Source organism: Acaryochloris sp. 'Moss Beach' (assembly GCF_021497025.1).
Classification (GTDB): Bacteria; Cyanobacteriota; Cyanobacteriia; order Thermosynechococcales; family Thermosynechococcaceae; genus Acaryochloris; species Acaryochloris marina_A.
In genome coordinates this window covers 1,991,986-2,006,902 of sequence record NZ_CP071717.1, presented here as the reverse complement: position 1 = coordinate 2,006,902, position 14,917 = coordinate 1,991,986, and the positions used below count along the sequence as shown (strand labels likewise).

Below are 14,917 nucleotides of genomic sequence, written 5' to 3'. Positions count from 1 at the left end.
CATGAAAATAGAGCCACTCATCACCGTTAAAGATGTGGTAGCGAGTAGTCAGTTTTACCAAAAACTCTTGGGTTGTGAAAGCGTCCATGGTGGTGATGAATATGAAATGCTGACGGTTGAAGGGAAGCTGCTGCTGCAACTGCATCGTCAAGATGTTCATGAGCATCCAGGGATGTGGAGTCCTGAGATACCAACTGGGAATGGGGTGATTTTGTGGTTCCGCACAGATAATTTTGATGCGAGTGTCGCTAAGGTTCGGGCACTCAGTCCAGAAATTGTCACGGAACCCCATATCAACCCAAATGCCCAGCAGCATGAAATTTGGTTCCGCGATCCTGATGGCTACTTGGTTGTAATCTCAGACCATATGGGTGATGCTAAAGCCTAGATTTGCTCTTCAATCTCGCTGATGCCAGATTGAAGCAGCATCAGCGAGATTGATTGCATGGTACAGCTGTTAATCGACACTGAACTCAATCGCTATACTGCTAGACCTAGGCTAGGGCAAAAGCCAGGAAGGACAAGATGAATATCCGAATGGCTCAACCGGATGATGTCGAGACTCTGTTTGAGATCCGCACTAGCGTCATTGAAAATTATCAATCCCGCGAAGAGATTGCTGAACTTGGCATTACGCCAGAGTCAGTTGCCAAAATGTTAGAGACGGACTGTTGTGCATGGATCGCTGAGATTGATGATCGAGCGATTGGCTTCTCAATTGCCAATGCTACAGAAAAAACGATGGTTGGCATGTTCGTTCTCCCTGCATTTGAAGGCCAGGGGGCTGGACGTGCCCTAATGCAAGCGGCTGAAACTTGGTTCTGGTCAAAGAAGATTGAAGAGATTTGGTTACTGACAGGCAATGACCCTAGCCTCAAAGCCTATGGTTTCTATTTGCATCTCAACTGGATTCCAGTCGGCGTTGAGTCAGATGGAGATTTCAAAGGAGAGATGAAATTTATCAAAAAACGCCCGTAAAAATTTGCCGCAATCATTGGTACAAACTGTCTAAGAAGTGCCTGTTCTATTAGAAGATAGGCGGATGAAATTGGATCTTCACGGGAGATCTAGATTGATACGAATATTGTTCTAGATTCGCCATGGTCTTGAGAGCTATCTTTTTAAGAGGCAGAACTTCTATTTCAAATGATGACGTTATCTGGCTAGCTTCATTCGATTGCATGTCGGCTGTCGCTGTCATCATATTGATTAACTTGATCAACACTGCGAGCTAAATGCTGACATGATCAACTCCCCTATAGAAGTCTGTCATTCGTAGAATTTAGCCATAATACGAGTACAAACCCATCTACCTTCTGAGATCATGACAGCTGCTGAAAAGCTCTATGAGCTTATTCAATCTCTCCCAGAAAGCCAAGTCAACGAAGTTCTCAACTTCGCCGAATTCCTCCATCAAAAGCAGCTCAATATCTCTCAATCGCAGGCTATCCCACCTGGAATGCTGACCGGACTGCGAGGCATCGCCAAGCGTTCTGAAGCAGCTCCTAGCGATCATGAATTGCAAGCAGAATACACAGATTACCTAACTCAAAAATATCAGTAAGCCTTCCTGTGAAAGTTCTCATCGATACTAATGTTGTTCTAGATGTACTCCTGGAACGCCAACCCTTTGTCGAGAATGCAATTGCTCTCTTTGAGCAAATTGAACTTGGTAATATAGCAGGTGCTATCGCTGCAACCACCCTTACCAATATTTTCTACATCATCCGTAAAGCGGAAAGTCGTGAAGCCGCCATCTCTGCTGTTAATCGACTCCTGATCGGTCTCCAATTTTGTGCTGTTGATCGCCAGACAGTCGAAACTGCTCTCAGTCTTGGGCTAAAAGACTTTGAAGACAGTATTCAACTTGCCTGCGCACTCCTCAATCAACTGGATGGCATTGTTACCCGTGATTCAAAAGATTTCATTGGCAGCCAGCTTCCCATTTACTCCCCTACTGAACTCTTAAGCCAGCTCTAGCCGGAAAAATACTTTCCATTACTTGAGGACAAGAGTTATTGCTTAACCTGATTTAGCTGCCCTGAGCTATCTCATCTAAGGCAACGATAAGCTGGTCAATCTGCTCGGGTTGGTGGGTGGCCATTACTGAAATCCGAATCCGACTAGTTGGAACGGTGGGTGGACGGATGGCTGGGGCAAAAATTCCTTGGGCAAGGAGTTGCTGGCTGGCGGTCAAAACGGCTGCGGGTGTGGCCATTTGTACACAGAGAATCGGTGACTCTGAGGGTAAGAGCTGCATGGTTTGATGTTCATCTTCAGAGGCCAGCTGGGTGGTTAAGGCTTGCTTGAGTTGATTGACCCGTTGCCACAGTTGCGATCGCAACTCATTCCCCTCTCGAATAATCTCTACCGCCGCCAACGCTGCTGCCGTATCTGCGGGTGAGAGTCCCGTCGTATAAATCCAGCTTGTAGATCGATTGCGCAGGTAATCAATCAGCTTGGCGGAACCTGCCACATAGCCCCCTAAGCTGCCTAGGGCCTTACTCAGCGTCCCCATTTGGATGAGTTCAGTATCACGACAACCAAAATGCTCTACACAGCCTGCCCCTGTTGCCCCTAGAACGCCAGTCCCATGGGCTTCATCAATCAGGAGCATACAGTCATAGGCTTCAGCCAGGGCAATCAGTTCCGGCAATGGGCATAAATCGCCATCCATACTAAAGACGCTATCGGTCACCAAAAGGCAGCGACGATGGTGGGAGCGATGGGTTTCTAGGAGCGATCGCAACTCTGCTACATTGGCATGGCCAAATTCATGGATGGTGGCCCCACTTAGACGTGCGCCATTTCTGAGGCTGGCATGGTTGTAGGCATCCGCCAGGACCAAATCTCGTCCACTGACTAAAGCCGTAATGGTGCCGATATTGGCGAGATAGCCAGAGCTATAGACAATCGCCGCTTCCGTCTGTTTCCAAGTTGCGATCGCAACCTCCAACTGATCATGAATCACCCGATGACCGCTGAGCAACCGTGACCCCGTACTGCCGGTTCCATAGGTATTGATGGCTGCGATTGCAGCCTCAGCTAGCCTGGAATCTCCAGCTAAACCGAGATAATCATTACTGGCAAAATTGATCACCTCCTGGCCGTTCAGTACAGCCGTTGGACCTGGACTGCTCATGGTTTTGACAGAGCGATACCAATGGGCTTTATGAATCGTGGCTAACGCCGAATCAATCCAATCGTAAGGAGCCATTACAGCTCCTCTGGAAATAGGTTGTTCAACATTAGGAGTGGTCCTTCGTAATGTTTTTCAAAATGTAACGAGTCTTTTTGCGAAATGTAACGCTTGGTGCCTTCGCGCCCTGCATCAACCGGGCATTCAGGTAATATTGCTTACAGAGCTAGCATTTAAGTTGAGAGTAATAACTGCTAGGATAGTGGTTTCTTAACAATTCCAGCTCTTTTGCTTAAAGGGTTTCCCCCCTTCTGTTGTGGGATAAATTTGTTCAAATTATAGTCATTGAGGCACCCATGGTAGATACCCTCAAAAAGCCAGAACCCCAAGAACTGCGTGACGGGATTAAAGTTCCTGCCAAAGAAACGGTTCTTACCCCTCGTTTCTACACCACTGATTTTGACGAGATGGCCAAGATGGATCTCACCGTCAATGAAGATGAGATTCGAGCCATTATTGCCGAATTTAAGGCTGACTATAATCAAAAGCACTTTACTCGTGATGAGCGCTTTGACAAGTCTTGGGATCATATTGATGGTGAAACCCGACGCTTGTTTATCGAATTTCTAGAGCGGTCTTGTACTGCGGAGTTCTCCGGCTTCCTCCTCTACAAAGAATTAGGCCGTCGTCTCAAGACCATTAATCCTCTGTTGGCTGAAGGGTTTAACCTCATGTCTCGGGATGAAGCCCGTCATGCTGGTTTCCTCAACAAGGCCATGACCGACTTCAAATTGTCCTTAGACTTGGGCTTTTTGACTAAGAGCCGTAGCTATACCTTCTTCAAGCCTAAATTTATCTTTTACGCCACCTACCTCTCTGAAAAGATTGGCTACTGGCGCTACATCACTATTTATCGCCACTTGGCTGCGAATCCAGACGATTGCGTCTATCCCATTTTCGAATTTTTCGAGAATTGGTGCCAAGACGAGAACCGTCATGGTGACTTCTTTGATGCTTTGATGCGGTCTCAGCCTCAACTGCTCAACGATTGGAAAGCCAGACTTTGGGCAAGATTCTTCTTGCTTTCTGTCTTCGTGACCATGTACCTCAATGACTTGCAGCGTTCTGGGTTCTACGCCACGATTGGTCTAGATGCCCGTGAGTACGACAAGCATGTGATTGAGAAAACCAATGATAGCGCAGGTCGTGTCTTTCCTTTGGTACTGAATGTCCAGCATCCTAGCTTCTATGGTCACCTGGAAGAGTGTGTGGACAACTGTGTGAAGTTGCGAGCCATTGATGCTACTGAGCAACCTAACGCCATCAAGACTCTGCGTAAGCTTCCTATCTTCCTCTCCAACGGATTCAACTTCTTACGTTTGTATTTGATGAAGCCCATTCCTACCGAACAGCTAGAAGGCACTATTCGCTAGAGTGCAGTAGTTTTCTCTAGCCTGAAATCCTTTCAAAAACCACCAAAGCAGCCGCTTTTCTTTGGTGGTTTTTAGTTGGGAAATAAGCGGCCAACCATGAGATCGGACGGAGCTTTGATGTCATTACTCTCTTCACAATATTTTTGACGCTAGGATGCAGATACATTTTTCCCTGGGATCTAGGGATGAAAATCTGCAAATTGCCTTCTGAATGAGGATTTAACCGCTTATGTCCGACCCCAACGGCGTAATGATGCAATTTTTTCACTGGTATAACCCTGCTGATGGCAGTCTGTGGAATGAGTTGAAGACTAAAGCCTGCGATCTTGCCCATGTGGGCGTCACATCGGTGTGGCTGCCGCCTGCTTATAAGGGCCAATCAGGAGGGTATGACGTGGGCTATGGCGTTTACGATGTCTATGATTTGGGTGAATTTGATCAAAAAGGGTCTGTTCGGACTAAGTACGGGACAAAAGAGGAATATATTGCAGCCATTGAGGCTGCCCAGGCAGCCGGAATTCATGTCTATGCCGATGTTGTGTTCAATCACATGATGGGGGCTGACGGTGAAGAAGAAGCCCAGGCTCGACCCATGAATCCTGATAATCGGTACCAGCCCATTGGCGACATGCAAACGGTCAAAGTCTGGACCCATTTCACCTTTCCAGGTCGGCAAGGCAAGTACTCGGACCTCGAGTGGCATTGGTGGCACTTTGATGCAGTGGACTATAACGCTTATAACAATGACCAGCAAGCGGTTTATCTGTTTAAAGATAAAAAATTTGACAACAATGTGGACTTAGAAAAAGGGGTCTTTGATTATCTAATGGGGTGTGACCTAGATATGCAACATCCTGAAGTAAAGGATGCCCTCAAGCATTGGGGAGAATGGGTGATTAACGAAACCCATATTGATGGGTTTCGTTTTGATGCCGTTAAGCATGTGAAAGCGGACTTTTTCCCGGAATGGCTCCAGCATTGTCGTCAACATTCGGAGAAACGGATCTTCGCCGTCGGTGAATATTGGTCAGATGAAATTGAAGCGCTCCATCACTTTGTCAAAGTGACGGGGGGTGATGTCATGCTCTTTGATGCCCCTTTGCATTACAACTTCACTGTTGCGAGTAATCGGGGGTGTGACTATGACCTCCGCCAAATCTTTGACGATACCCTGGTTAAACAACAGCCTGCCCTAGCTGTCACCCTTGTCGACAATCATGATTCTCAACCTCTCCAAGCTCTAGAATCTGTGGTTGAGCCTTGGTTCAAGCCCCTTGCTTATGCGCTAATTTTGTTGCGTCGGGATGGCTATCCCTGCATTTTTTATGCGGATTATTATGGAGCCCACTACCAGGATAAAGGTCGAGATGGCAATGACTATGAAATTTGGTTGGATAGCCATCAATGGTTAATTGATAAGTTTTTGGCTGCCCGTCGAACCTATGCCTATGGCGATCAATATGATTATTTTGATCATGCTAACTGTATAGGTTGGAGTCGCTTAGGTGATCAGGACCATCCGGGGGGCATGGCAGTGGTGATCAGTAATGGTGATGCTGGCCGCAAATGGATGGAGGTGGGCAATCCACTGCAAACTTATGTCGATGTAACGGAACATATTCCAGAGCCTGTGACTACGAATGAAGAGGGATGGGCGGAGTTTTGTTGCAAGGCTGGATCTGTTTCTGTATGGGTGCCGCAACCTTGACCCATTTATGAGTCTTTCTCAAGGGGGGCAGAGGTCTCCTTGGTTTCAACGGCTTTCGGCTCTGGGTCGACAAAGGCACCGTTAAAAAACTGGGCAAAGCTTCGGGCTGCTGATGTCATATCATCTTCTGTTGTTGTTTGCCAGCTGGGTGGTTCGGTCGCAGAGGGAGCCTCTGTCACCTCTCGGCTGGGGGGGGGGCTACGACTGGGGATTCTCGGTTATGGGGAGGAGGTGTGGATGGAGGCTTGGGTGACGTTACGGGGGCATTGGATTTGAAAGATACAGAGACCTGTGGCTGAGTCCGTATTTGCTCTTCTGTGAGTACTTTCAAGGTGACTTTAACTTTGAGATTAAAGCATTTCTCAAAGGTTTCTTCCAGTTCTGTTACTTTGCCTTGGGCCAAGCGCAGTAGCGTTTTGCGGATGCCGACCCGAACTTCTCGCCCCTGCCAATACAACAGTTGACCATGTTCTTTTAATAAGGCCCGACTCGGTAAGTTGAGGTTCTGTAATACTTGCTGCCAAGTGTCTGTGAGGTCTCTTTGAGGGGCTGCCTCAGTAGGTTTTTGTGAAGGGGGGCTGAGGAATAGGTGTTGGCCCAGGTTGCTCTCGTACGCTAGGCGTAATCGATAGTTTGGAGGACTCAGAACGATTACTGGGAGGCTCTGGTGCAATATTATCCAGTGCTGATCGACTCTCCTCAGCCTCTTTTTCTTCATCTACGGTGGGGATAGCGCTTTCTAGTTCTTGGAGCGTGTCAAACTCAATGTCTGGATAGGAGGTGGCAGGAGTTGGGGGGGGGGACAGCAGCGGCAGGTGCTGACGGAATGACAGAAGGAGGCGGATCTGGGGTGGGGAGAGGCGCGGGGAGGAGTGAATTTGCGATCGCAGATTCCGTCTCTCCTGAAACTGAAGGAGGATGAGAGGCTGAAACGGTTTCAGCAGTGGGGACTGGAGTCGTTGCGATCGCAGGTTCCGGTAGAGACGGACCTGGAAGAGGATTAGGAGTTGAAACTGGGGCAGCAATGGGGACCGGAGAACTTGCGATCGCAGGTGCAGTTCCGATCTCAAGCTGGGGACGCTGTACGGGTGGAGACTCCTCGGGTAATGCCTTTCTCGGTAGGAGTCCGAGGAGAGAGACTTCCAGCCAGAGTCGAGGTTGAGTCGAATTTTTAATCTGTCCTTCACAACTTCTCAGATGCTGTTGGTTCGCCAGAATGTCTTCGACTTCAAACTGTTGGGCCACTTGGCAGAGTTCCGTCCAAGTCGGGGCCGTGATGGCCACTAAATCTCGACGGTCGGGAGCTGTTTTGGCAATTAATAAATCCCGATAAAATCCAGCCAAATTTTGGAGGACTGTTAAGGGCTCTCGACCACGATCGAGCAAGGCATGGGTGCGCTCGACCATCAAAGCAGGCTGTTGCGCAATAATGGCTTGCAATAAGGCTAAGAGAGCCTGTTCGGGGACGGAACCGACTAAATCCCAGACTTGAGAGTTATCAATTTCACCCGCGAGTAAGCTGAGCTGATCCAGTAAACTTTCCGCATCTCGTAACCCGCCTTGAGCGACTTGAGCAATTAGCTCTACAGCCGTGGAGGTAATGGCAATCGATTCTTGTTCAGCAATATAGGTCAGATGCTGAATCATCGGATCTAGGGCAATGCGTCGAAAGTCAAATCGTTGGCAGCGAGAAATAATCGTCGGTAAAACCCGCTGTGGATCCGTCGTCGCTAGGATAAAAACCACCCGATCTGGGGGTTCTTCTAAGGTCTTTAGCAGGGCATTAAACGCTGCCGTGCTGAGCATATGGACTTCGTCGAGGCAATAGATTTTAAACCGGCACTGAACAGGTGCGAATTGTGCCCGTTCGATTAAGTCGCGAATATTATCTACACCCGTATTGCTGGCCGCATCAATTTCGATGACATCGAGAGATGAACCGAGGGCCACTTCCTGGCAAACGGAACAGGTACCACAGGGGCTGGGTGTGGGTTGCTGGCTATTTAGACAGTTAAGAGATTTGGCTAGGATCCTGGCACTGGATGTTTTCCCCGTGCCTCGGGGACCAGTAAATAGGTAGGCAGGGGCAATCCGTTCGGACTCGATCGCATTGGTCAACGTGGTTGCGATCGCATCTTGTCCCACTAAGTCCGCAAATACTTGGGGACGATATTTATGATGCAGCGGTTCGTATGCCACAGCTTGCCCGAATCCATTAGCAAAGGCGTCCACCTCTACTCTAGTGGATGAGCCTCCGAATGGCGCTAAGCTTTTAACGCTTCTCAAGCAAGGCCTCAGAAATAATGAGAGCTATTTGGTGACAGGGTGATCAGTTCTAATCAGGCCATGCGGCAGCAAATCGTTGATTCACTCCGTTGTTGATCACTAGGGGCCAGAAAGACTGGGGGAATCTGGACAATCTGCTGATCCTAAACTTTGGAATAGTCGGAACTTGTAAGGTTCTGGATGTGAATATGGGCCATATCCTAGTACGCTTATTGATTGCAATGCAGGTCGGTATGTTGGATAGAAAATATACTATTCTTCCAGTTTTCTTTATTTTTAGTGAGTAAGATTTGTATAGGGTTCTGTACGACTGCCTGGATAATGATTGGGTTGCTGAAAGTGAGGCCCTCTATAGAATGGGCTGACGAGTATCAGGCGACTTCTGATATTTGATAAAACTATACAATCTGCCCCATTCACCTGCTATTAAAAATAAGTTTCTTTTTGGGTATTCTTGAAGTGATGGCATTATCTAAACCAAAGCATGAACCGCAAAGGTAAACCGCCTAGGTATATTGATAACCATGGTCTGAAGGCTCCTAAAATTATTGAAATACCATCCATCGATGAATTCAGAAATCTACTTTCTCCTCAACGGGTAGAGGAGTGGAAAAAGGTAGGGATAGACGTTGATACCACCGATGGACTTGAAGAAGCCTATCACTGGGTATTGACAGTCTATAAAAATTTCAGAGGGGTTCATTCTTGAATGGAGAACACCCCAATGGTTGGGGCATTGGGGTAAACAGTTATCTGTATGGAGTGGGATGAAACCACGCTTCTCAAGTTATCGGTCTTCTGAGAAGAAGCAGTGAAGGAAAACTTTTTTTGATGATGCTTTTTGAGAGGGATGCAATATTTAAGCTGGCCTGGCGTTGATTGCAGAAAGCCAAGAATAGCGCTCCCGGCAAGCTCTTCATCATGCATCCACTTGCATTGCTTGGAGGAATCAGCTCCCTGACTGCTGATCTGCCTGTAATGCTTTGCACTGAGCTGCTTTTACATCTATGGCTTTAATAAAGCTATCTTTGCCGTCTACATAGCCATCGATATTCGTGTGTTTAGCTAACTGGCATTTCAATTCGCTGTATTGTTTAGCATCTGTCGGGTGGGCAATCATATAATCTCGAAATGCCAGATGACGTTTTACCTGGGTTGAGCTGTGGTTAAAAATATGGATATGGTGCGTCCGAATACCGTCTTGGTTATTTTTCCGAAAAAACCGGCGACCTGGGATACCAAATTCTCCCATTACTTCGTAGCCAAGTTGCTCCATTGGTGAATTTTGCTCATCAACTTGGGTAAGGCACTGCACCTCAACTAACAGATCGATGATCGGTTTTGCCTGTATGCCAGTAATGGCCGTGCTGCCAATATGGTGGACTGCAACGATATTCTCACCTAAAGCATCCTTGATTCGCGTGGCTTCAGCCTGAAAAATCGCTATCCATTCAGGATTGTGAGGGACAACTTCTACCTTTCTCATGCTTAGATATCTCTCTGTGAATCAACACAAGAATCCACTCAGGTATGTATTGGCCAACACCTGATGAGAAATAGATATTAAAGCCATGGGCTCGCCCTTTGCAGGCATGAGTTTACTTAGCTCTCAGTTTGACTCATCTGTCTGCAGATATTGGTAAAGATGCACCTGATTGCATTTGACACCGACTCGGTCATCATTTCCTATGTCAACAATCTGCTGGAGCGCGTAGTGATTCACTGTCTTGCTAAGGCTAAGGTTTTGAGCAGAGCCTGAACGAATTTGAAGGTACTGCTTTCAATTCACTTACATTCTTGCTGCCAATATTCCAGCTCCCTATATTTGGGGCTGATACATATGGGTTGATGACCCCGTTGTATTACGAAACGATTTTATGGATGGGAGATTTTTTAGGTGCATTCCCAAGATTTTTGGGAAAAACTTCACAGGAGAGCCTCACTTGTCACATTACCAAGGGACAAGAGTGATACTGTCTGGATTCAGTCATTTCTCGAATGAGCAGAACATGGGAGCCGAGATATCTCTCAACATTATTGACGTCTTCTTCCTTCAGGATTAACCGACGCTCTACTTGGGCCAACAGCCAGGAGACCAAGCGACTATCATTCAATCGCATGACTGGATGACTAGGCAGCTCTTCAATTAATTGCCATAGGTCGTGGAGCAAGGAAGGAGATAACACGAGACATTACCATAAACGCTAGTTAGGCATAAATTTGTCGGTTCGATGATTCTTTAAGTTTTTCTTTAGATTTATGCGTAATTAGATCCTACCTCTAGGGACAAGAGCTGAGGACAAAGTATAAACATCTTTACAAGCTGCTCCCTGAAGCTCAGTCAATCGGCCTGATTTTTATATCTGTCTTTCCTAAGTTAGTCATAACTCACTAGTAGAGGATAAGTCATAGGACCAGAGAGATAGAAGCCCAAAACTTTAATCCATAATCTTCATTGTCAAGGACAGCTTTGGACTATTCATAAGTAGCCCTTACTAGAAAGGACAGAACCTTTCATCTATCAACTGTTGACGAAGACAAAATTATAATTAAGAATCGTAACAGGTCCTGCCCTAGGTATAAATGCTTTTTTTAATTGGTTTCTGAATTGAGCCAACATCAGCCTAAGTCAGTAAGGAGATAGTGCTAAATCAGAGGGAAATTAATGCTAACGACGAATGGGCCAACGACTCTTCTAGAAGATATTGAAGTTCCTTTGAATTTACCTTTTACATTGAACCAGTTGCAGTTAATGGATGCGATTGCTAGGACTGGTAACTTCACAAAAGCCGCAGATCAGCTGTTCATTTCACAACCCACAGCCAGCCAGAGAGTTCATCACCTTGAGCGTGATTTGGACGTAACTTTATTTCATCGTTCTCACCAAAAAGTACAGTTGACACATTCGGGTGAAATTTTGCTCGGGTATTGTCATCGTATTTTGGGGCTTTGCCAAGATGCCCAACAAGCTCTCCTTGAACAAAAGAATCTTGAGGCAGGCAACTTAGTCATTGGTGCCAGTACCACGCTGGGGAGTTACTTATTGCCCAGATTAATAGGACATTACCGGCAACTTTACCCCCAGACACCAGTGCAATTACAAATCAGCACTACTTCTCAAATTTGCCAAGGTATTGCAGATGGCCAAACAGATATCGCCATTGTAGAAGGGCCTATTCCCTTTAAACTGCGAGAACTCACTCAAGTGACGATGGAATCAGAAGAGCCCATCGTCCTGATTGTGCCTTCATCTCATCCTTTCACCTCAATTAGCGCCATTGAGTTCCAAGATCTATATCAATTAAAGTTTATTGTCCTTGACTCTCAACAACCGCCCCATTCAGTGATTGATCAAGATTTGGTTATAGGTGATGTTGATCTGAAACGATTACAGCCAGAAATGAGTTTTGGTTCTCTAGAAGCGATTAAAAATGCTGTTCAGTTTGGCTTAGGTGCGGCCTTTGTGCCGTTAATGTCTATCCAAAAGGAATTAGAGCTGGGATTACTTCACCAGGTGGATATTAAACATCTAATGATTAGGCAAAAAATTTCAGTCTTAGAGAGCTTAAAGCATTACCGTCCAAGCACTACTGATCTGTTTCAGAAGCAAATTTTAAAATCATATTTTCACTCATCTATAGCAGAGCAATCAGACGCCATATCTTCATAATGATATGAATTGCTTTGACTGATTATTAGCCACTTTGTTCATTTCAATATTTACCCTCTTCAACATGAACCTGAGCCAATTGACGATGGTGTAAAGTGTGCGGCATTCACTTGAGTGGTCTGCCTTAAGGACGATCCAGGTGCAGGCCCGACTGAAACAACAAGCTCGTGATGATGAAAAGGTGTGAGTTCAGGTTGAGGGCAGGTTTGGTCAGGCCAAGCGACAGTGTAGCTTGAATCGGATGCTAACGAAGGTGGCTGACACCAATGCAAGTCCGATGGCTATAACGGTTTTGGTTATGTGTCTGTAGGGGTGGCCGTGCCGCTTGTGGTTTTGTTTGGCGTTCTTGCTCTGCTTGTACTACTTGATGGGCGGAATTAGCTCAATTCACTGTTTCAACAAGCTCGATTTAAACTTGTGCTGACTTTGCATAACTTCATATTTGTTAGAAAAACATGAAGTTATATTAATGAGTCTTTGGCTGTTGAGAAAGATCTCAGAATCTTTTACTCACTTATCATTCCGGTGAGGGTCCTTGCCTGCAGCTTGAAAAGGTATTAAAACTAAATTCTGAAAACCCTTATATGAATTGTGTTTTATAGATTTTTTGGTCTGCTTATAGGATGTCTACTTCTGGGAATTAAGTCGAGGGAAGAGCAATAGAAAATTTGAAATTAGGGTTGACTAGGTAAAATTACTCATCTAAAATGATTTCAATTTATTAATTAAGTTTACAAAAGTACAAGATTGTATGATTCAGTTTGATTCCCTATTTTTTTTCGCTGAGTCTCACGTCACTTAGACAATACAGACCGAGCTACCGTTCATTGAATGATATCCAGTTATCAGCACGGAAAGGTGAATGAGTCGTCTTTGTGTACGGTGCCTACATTCTTAAGGTTATGGCCTAGCTAGTAGGCCCTGTTTCATAAACTAGGCTCTGTTCGTGACCTCTAGTCATAAATCACTTAATTGATGCCTGATTTATTTCATTAATCCGTTAATCACGAGGAAGATAAACACCCATTTGGTCAGCGAGGGAATTAAAGATGGGTAAAGGTTTTGGTCAAGACTCCCTAAGAAGCCGAAGATGAAACCCGTACTCAGTACGCTCAATCCTGAGGATACTGAGCGGGTGTTGTTCAAAATGTATGACTTCTTGGGATGGGAGAATAATGCAAAAAGTCTAGGGCGTATGGCCCTGCGCCGATATCTGGAATCGAAGCAGAAAGGCGCAGTCGTCGCTGCGCCCTGGCAATCTGAGGATCCTGAAATTATCCCCACTGATTATATGAATATGGAGGAAATCCGAGACGCTGGATTAGCCTATCCCACTGTTTTAGATAGTTATAGGCGATATAAACCCCATGCCGAGTTTTTGTTGATTTATTGGGAACAAGACACCCCAGAAACTATGGCTGCTTGCCAGGTGATTTCGCTTCAAAGCCCTGCGATTCACCTGTATCAGAAAAAATCCAAATGACGACAGTTTCATTTGGAAGAACTAGCTTTGAGTTTTACCCACACTGTCTTGCACGAACCATTAATAACGGACTTTGAGGAAAACGAAATGGACAATGTGATTGGTTTAGAAATTATAGAAGTGGTTGAGCAAGCTGCGATCGCATCTGCTCGATGGATGGGTAAAGGCGAGAAAGATACAGCCGATGCCGTGGCTGTTGACGCGATGCGGAGTCGCATGAATCAAATCCATATGCGAGGCCGGATTGTGATTGGTGAGGGAGAACGGGATGATGCCCCCATGCTTTACATTGGTGAGCAAGTTGGTATCTGTACCCAGGAAGATGCCGCCGACTTCTGTACGATTGATGAGTTAGTTGAGATCGATATTGCTGTTGATCCGTGTGAAGGCACGAACTTAGTGGCCTATGGTCAGAATGGTTCAATGGCTGTTCTCGCCATTTCTGAGAAAGGAGGGTTGTTTGCTGCTCCTGACTTCTATATGAAGAAGTTAGCTGCTCCTCCTGCCGCGAAGGGAAAAGTTGATATTCGTAAATCCGCGACTGAAAACTTGAAAATCATTGCTGAATGCTTAGATCGCTCAATCGCCGAATTGGTTGTTGTGGTGATGGATCGATCTCGACATGGTGCACTGATTAAAGAAATTCGCGATGTAGGGGCTAGAGTCCGCTTGATTGATGATGGCGATGTCTCCGCTGCGTTGTCTTGTGCATTTTCAGGGACTAATATTCATGCGTTGATGGGGATTGGTGCCGCACCAGAAGGCGTGATTTCTGCGGCTGCCATGCGGGCATTAGGGGGACATTTCCAAGGCCAACTGATCTATGACCCAGAAATTGTCCAGACTGGATTGATTGGTGAGAGTAAAGAAAGCAACCTAGCTCGATTAAAGGAAATGGGGATTGACGATCCGGATCGCATCTATGAAGCTGAGGAGCTAGCCTGTGGCGAAACCGTTTTATTTGCCGCCTGCGGAATAACCCCCGGAACCCTGATGAAAGGGGCTCGTTTTTTCCCAGGAGGCGTGAGAACTGAATCTCTCATTATCTCTACGCAATCCAAAACGGCCCGATTTGTCGATACCATCCACAAACTGGACGACAAACACCGAGCCCTGCAACTACACTAATCTCCCAGGCCCTGAGCAATAGACTCAGGGCTTTTTCAATATGCCTTTGTGATTAAACATTATATTTAGC

At 46.1% G+C, this 14,917-nt stretch carries 15 protein-coding genes and 2 pseudogenes; 11 read left to right on the top strand and 6 right to left on the bottom strand.

Annotation, left to right across the window (positions count from 1 at the left end):
* The first annotated feature begins 1 nt into the window (after position 1).
* The 4 genes from HRE53_RS09340 to HRE53_RS09325 all read left to right on the top strand — a co-directional run bounded on the left by HRE53_RS09340 (position 2) and on the right by HRE53_RS09325 (position 1,980).
* Complete coding sequence (locus HRE53_RS09340; RefSeq protein WP_235110125.1) at positions 2 to 388, top strand: VOC family protein; 387 nt, start codon at positions 2 to 4, stop codon at positions 386 to 388.
* Between the two features lie 137 nt (positions 389 to 525).
* The gene (locus HRE53_RS09335) at positions 526 to 978 is read left to right on the top strand and encodes a GNAT family N-acetyltransferase (RefSeq protein WP_235110124.1); all 453 of its coding nucleotides are present in this window, start codon (positions 526 to 528) and stop codon (positions 976 to 978) included.
* A 346-nt stretch (positions 979 to 1,324) separates the two neighbouring features.
* Positions 1,325 to 1,564, top strand: a complete 240-nt coding sequence (locus HRE53_RS09330; protein ID WP_235110123.1) for a DUF2281 domain-containing protein — start codon at positions 1,325 to 1,327, stop codon at positions 1,562 to 1,564.
* Positions 1,565 to 1,572: 8 nt separating this feature from the next.
* Complete coding sequence (locus tag HRE53_RS09325; protein ID WP_235110122.1) at positions 1,573 to 1,980, top strand: PIN domain-containing protein; 408 nt, start codon at positions 1,573 to 1,575, stop codon at positions 1,978 to 1,980.
* A 52-nt stretch (positions 1,981 to 2,032) separates the two neighbouring features.
* Here the strand turns inward: HRE53_RS09325 and bioF are convergent, their stop codons facing one another.
* A complete protein-coding gene (gene bioF, locus HRE53_RS09320; RefSeq protein WP_235110121.1) occupies positions 2,033 to 3,217 on the bottom strand; it encodes an 8-amino-7-oxononanoate synthase in 1,185 nt (394 codons plus the stop codon).
* A 278-nt stretch (positions 3,218 to 3,495) separates the two neighbouring features.
* Between bioF and acsF the strand changes: the two genes are divergently transcribed.
* Together acsF and HRE53_RS09310 are read left to right on the top strand one after the other, a co-directional pair.
* Positions 3,496 to 4,572 (top strand): magnesium-protoporphyrin IX monomethyl ester (oxidative) cyclase, encoded by a 1,077-nt coding sequence (acsF, locus tag HRE53_RS09315; protein WP_212663182.1) that lies wholly within the window; start codon positions 3,496 to 3,498, stop codon positions 4,570 to 4,572.
* Between the two features lie 229 nt (positions 4,573 to 4,801).
* Positions 4,802 to 6,280 (top strand): alpha-amylase, encoded by a 1,479-nt coding sequence (locus tag HRE53_RS09310; RefSeq protein WP_235110120.1) that lies wholly within the window; start codon positions 4,802 to 4,804, stop codon positions 6,278 to 6,280.
* A gap of 5 nt (positions 6,281 to 6,285) precedes the next feature.
* Here the strand turns inward: HRE53_RS09310 and HRE53_RS09305 are convergent, their stop codons facing one another.
* The 3 genes and pseudogenes from HRE53_RS09305 to HRE53_RS09295 form a co-directional block, all read right to left on the bottom strand.
* A complete protein-coding gene (locus tag HRE53_RS09305) occupies positions 6,286 to 6,459 on the bottom strand; it encodes a hypothetical protein (RefSeq protein WP_235110119.1) in 174 nt (57 codons plus the stop codon).
* Positions 6,456 to 6,953: a hypothetical protein gene (locus tag HRE53_RS09300; RefSeq protein ID WP_235110117.1), complete on the bottom strand. Its 498-nt coding sequence runs from the start codon at positions 6,951 to 6,953 to the stop codon at positions 6,456 to 6,458. Before HRE53_RS09300 ends, HRE53_RS09305 begins: the two co-directional genes overlap by 4 nt.
* Before the next feature lie 125 nt (positions 6,954 to 7,078).
* A pseudogene (locus tag HRE53_RS09295) lies at positions 7,079 to 8,479 on the bottom strand (DNA polymerase III subunit gamma/tau); the annotation flags it as partial.
* Between the two features lie 571 nt (positions 8,480 to 9,050).
* Here HRE53_RS09295 and HRE53_RS09290 point away from each other — a divergent pair.
* Positions 9,051 to 9,275 carry a hypothetical protein gene (locus HRE53_RS09290; protein WP_235110116.1) on the top strand — a complete coding sequence of 75 codons (225 nt, stop codon included), beginning with the start codon at positions 9,051 to 9,053 and terminating at the stop codon, positions 9,273 to 9,275.
* 240 nt (positions 9,276 to 9,515) lie between these two features.
* Here HRE53_RS09290 and HRE53_RS09285 read toward each other — a convergent pair whose 3' ends face one another.
* Complete coding sequence (locus tag HRE53_RS09285) at positions 9,516 to 10,052, bottom strand: GrpB family protein (protein WP_235110115.1); 537 nt, start codon at positions 10,050 to 10,052, stop codon at positions 9,516 to 9,518.
* Positions 10,053 to 10,512: 460 nt separating this feature from the next.
* Positions 10,513 to 10,752 (bottom strand): hypothetical protein, encoded by a 240-nt coding sequence (locus HRE53_RS09280; RefSeq protein ID WP_212663178.1) that lies wholly within the window; start codon positions 10,750 to 10,752, stop codon positions 10,513 to 10,515.
* 479 nt (positions 10,753 to 11,231) lie between these two features.
* Between HRE53_RS09280 and HRE53_RS09275 the strand changes: the two genes are divergently transcribed.
* The 4 genes and pseudogenes from HRE53_RS09275 (at position 11,232) to glpX (ending at position 14,847) form a co-directional block, all read left to right on the top strand.
* A complete protein-coding gene (locus HRE53_RS09275; protein ID WP_235110114.1) occupies positions 11,232 to 12,236 on the top strand; it encodes a LysR substrate-binding domain-containing protein in 1,005 nt (334 codons plus the stop codon).
* Between the two features lie 83 nt (positions 12,237 to 12,319).
* A pseudogene (locus tag HRE53_RS35145) lies at positions 12,320 to 12,543 on the top strand (transposase); the annotation flags it as partial.
* Between the two features lie 783 nt (positions 12,544 to 13,326).
* Positions 13,327 to 13,719, top strand: a complete 393-nt coding sequence (locus HRE53_RS09270) for a hypothetical protein (RefSeq protein WP_235110113.1) — start codon at positions 13,327 to 13,329, stop codon at positions 13,717 to 13,719.
* An 87-nt stretch (positions 13,720 to 13,806) separates the two neighbouring features.
* Positions 13,807 to 14,847 (top strand): class II fructose-bisphosphatase, encoded by a 1,041-nt coding sequence (gene glpX / locus HRE53_RS09265; RefSeq protein ID WP_212663174.1) that lies wholly within the window; start codon positions 13,807 to 13,809, stop codon positions 14,845 to 14,847.
* Positions 14,848 to 14,917 lie beyond the last annotated feature (70 nt).

Excerpts from the sequence above, each read along its gene's own strand:
- HRE53_RS09340 (WP_235110125.1), top strand. The coding sequence starts at position 2 with ATGAAAATAGAGCCACTCATCACCGTTAAAGATGTGGTAGCGAGTAGT.
- HRE53_RS09335 (WP_235110124.1), top strand. The coding sequence starts at position 526 with ATGAATATCCGAATGGCTCAACCGGATGATGTCGAGACTCTGTTTGAG.
- HRE53_RS09330 (WP_235110123.1), top strand. The coding sequence starts at position 1,325 with ATGACAGCTGCTGAAAAGCTCTATGAGCTTATTCAATCTCTCCCAGAA.
- bioF (WP_235110121.1), bottom strand. The coding sequence starts at position 3,217 with ATGGCTCCTTACGATTGGATTGATTCGGCGTTAGCCACGATTCATAAA.
- acsF (WP_212663182.1), top strand. The coding sequence starts at position 3,496 with ATGGTAGATACCCTCAAAAAGCCAGAACCCCAAGAACTGCGTGACGGG.
- HRE53_RS09310 (WP_235110120.1), top strand. The coding sequence starts at position 4,802 with ATGTCCGACCCCAACGGCGTAATGATGCAATTTTTTCACTGGTATAAC.
- HRE53_RS09290 (WP_235110116.1), top strand. The coding sequence starts at position 9,051 with ATGAACCGCAAAGGTAAACCGCCTAGGTATATTGATAACCATGGTCTG.
- HRE53_RS09285 (WP_235110115.1), bottom strand. The coding sequence starts at position 10,052 with ATGAGAAAGGTAGAAGTTGTCCCTCACAATCCTGAATGGATAGCGATT.
- HRE53_RS09275 (WP_235110114.1), top strand. The coding sequence starts at position 11,232 with ATGCTAACGACGAATGGGCCAACGACTCTTCTAGAAGATATTGAAGTT.
- HRE53_RS09270 (WP_235110113.1), top strand. The coding sequence starts at position 13,327 with ATGAAACCCGTACTCAGTACGCTCAATCCTGAGGATACTGAGCGGGTG.
- glpX (WP_212663174.1), top strand. The coding sequence starts at position 13,807 with ATGGACAATGTGATTGGTTTAGAAATTATAGAAGTGGTTGAGCAAGCT.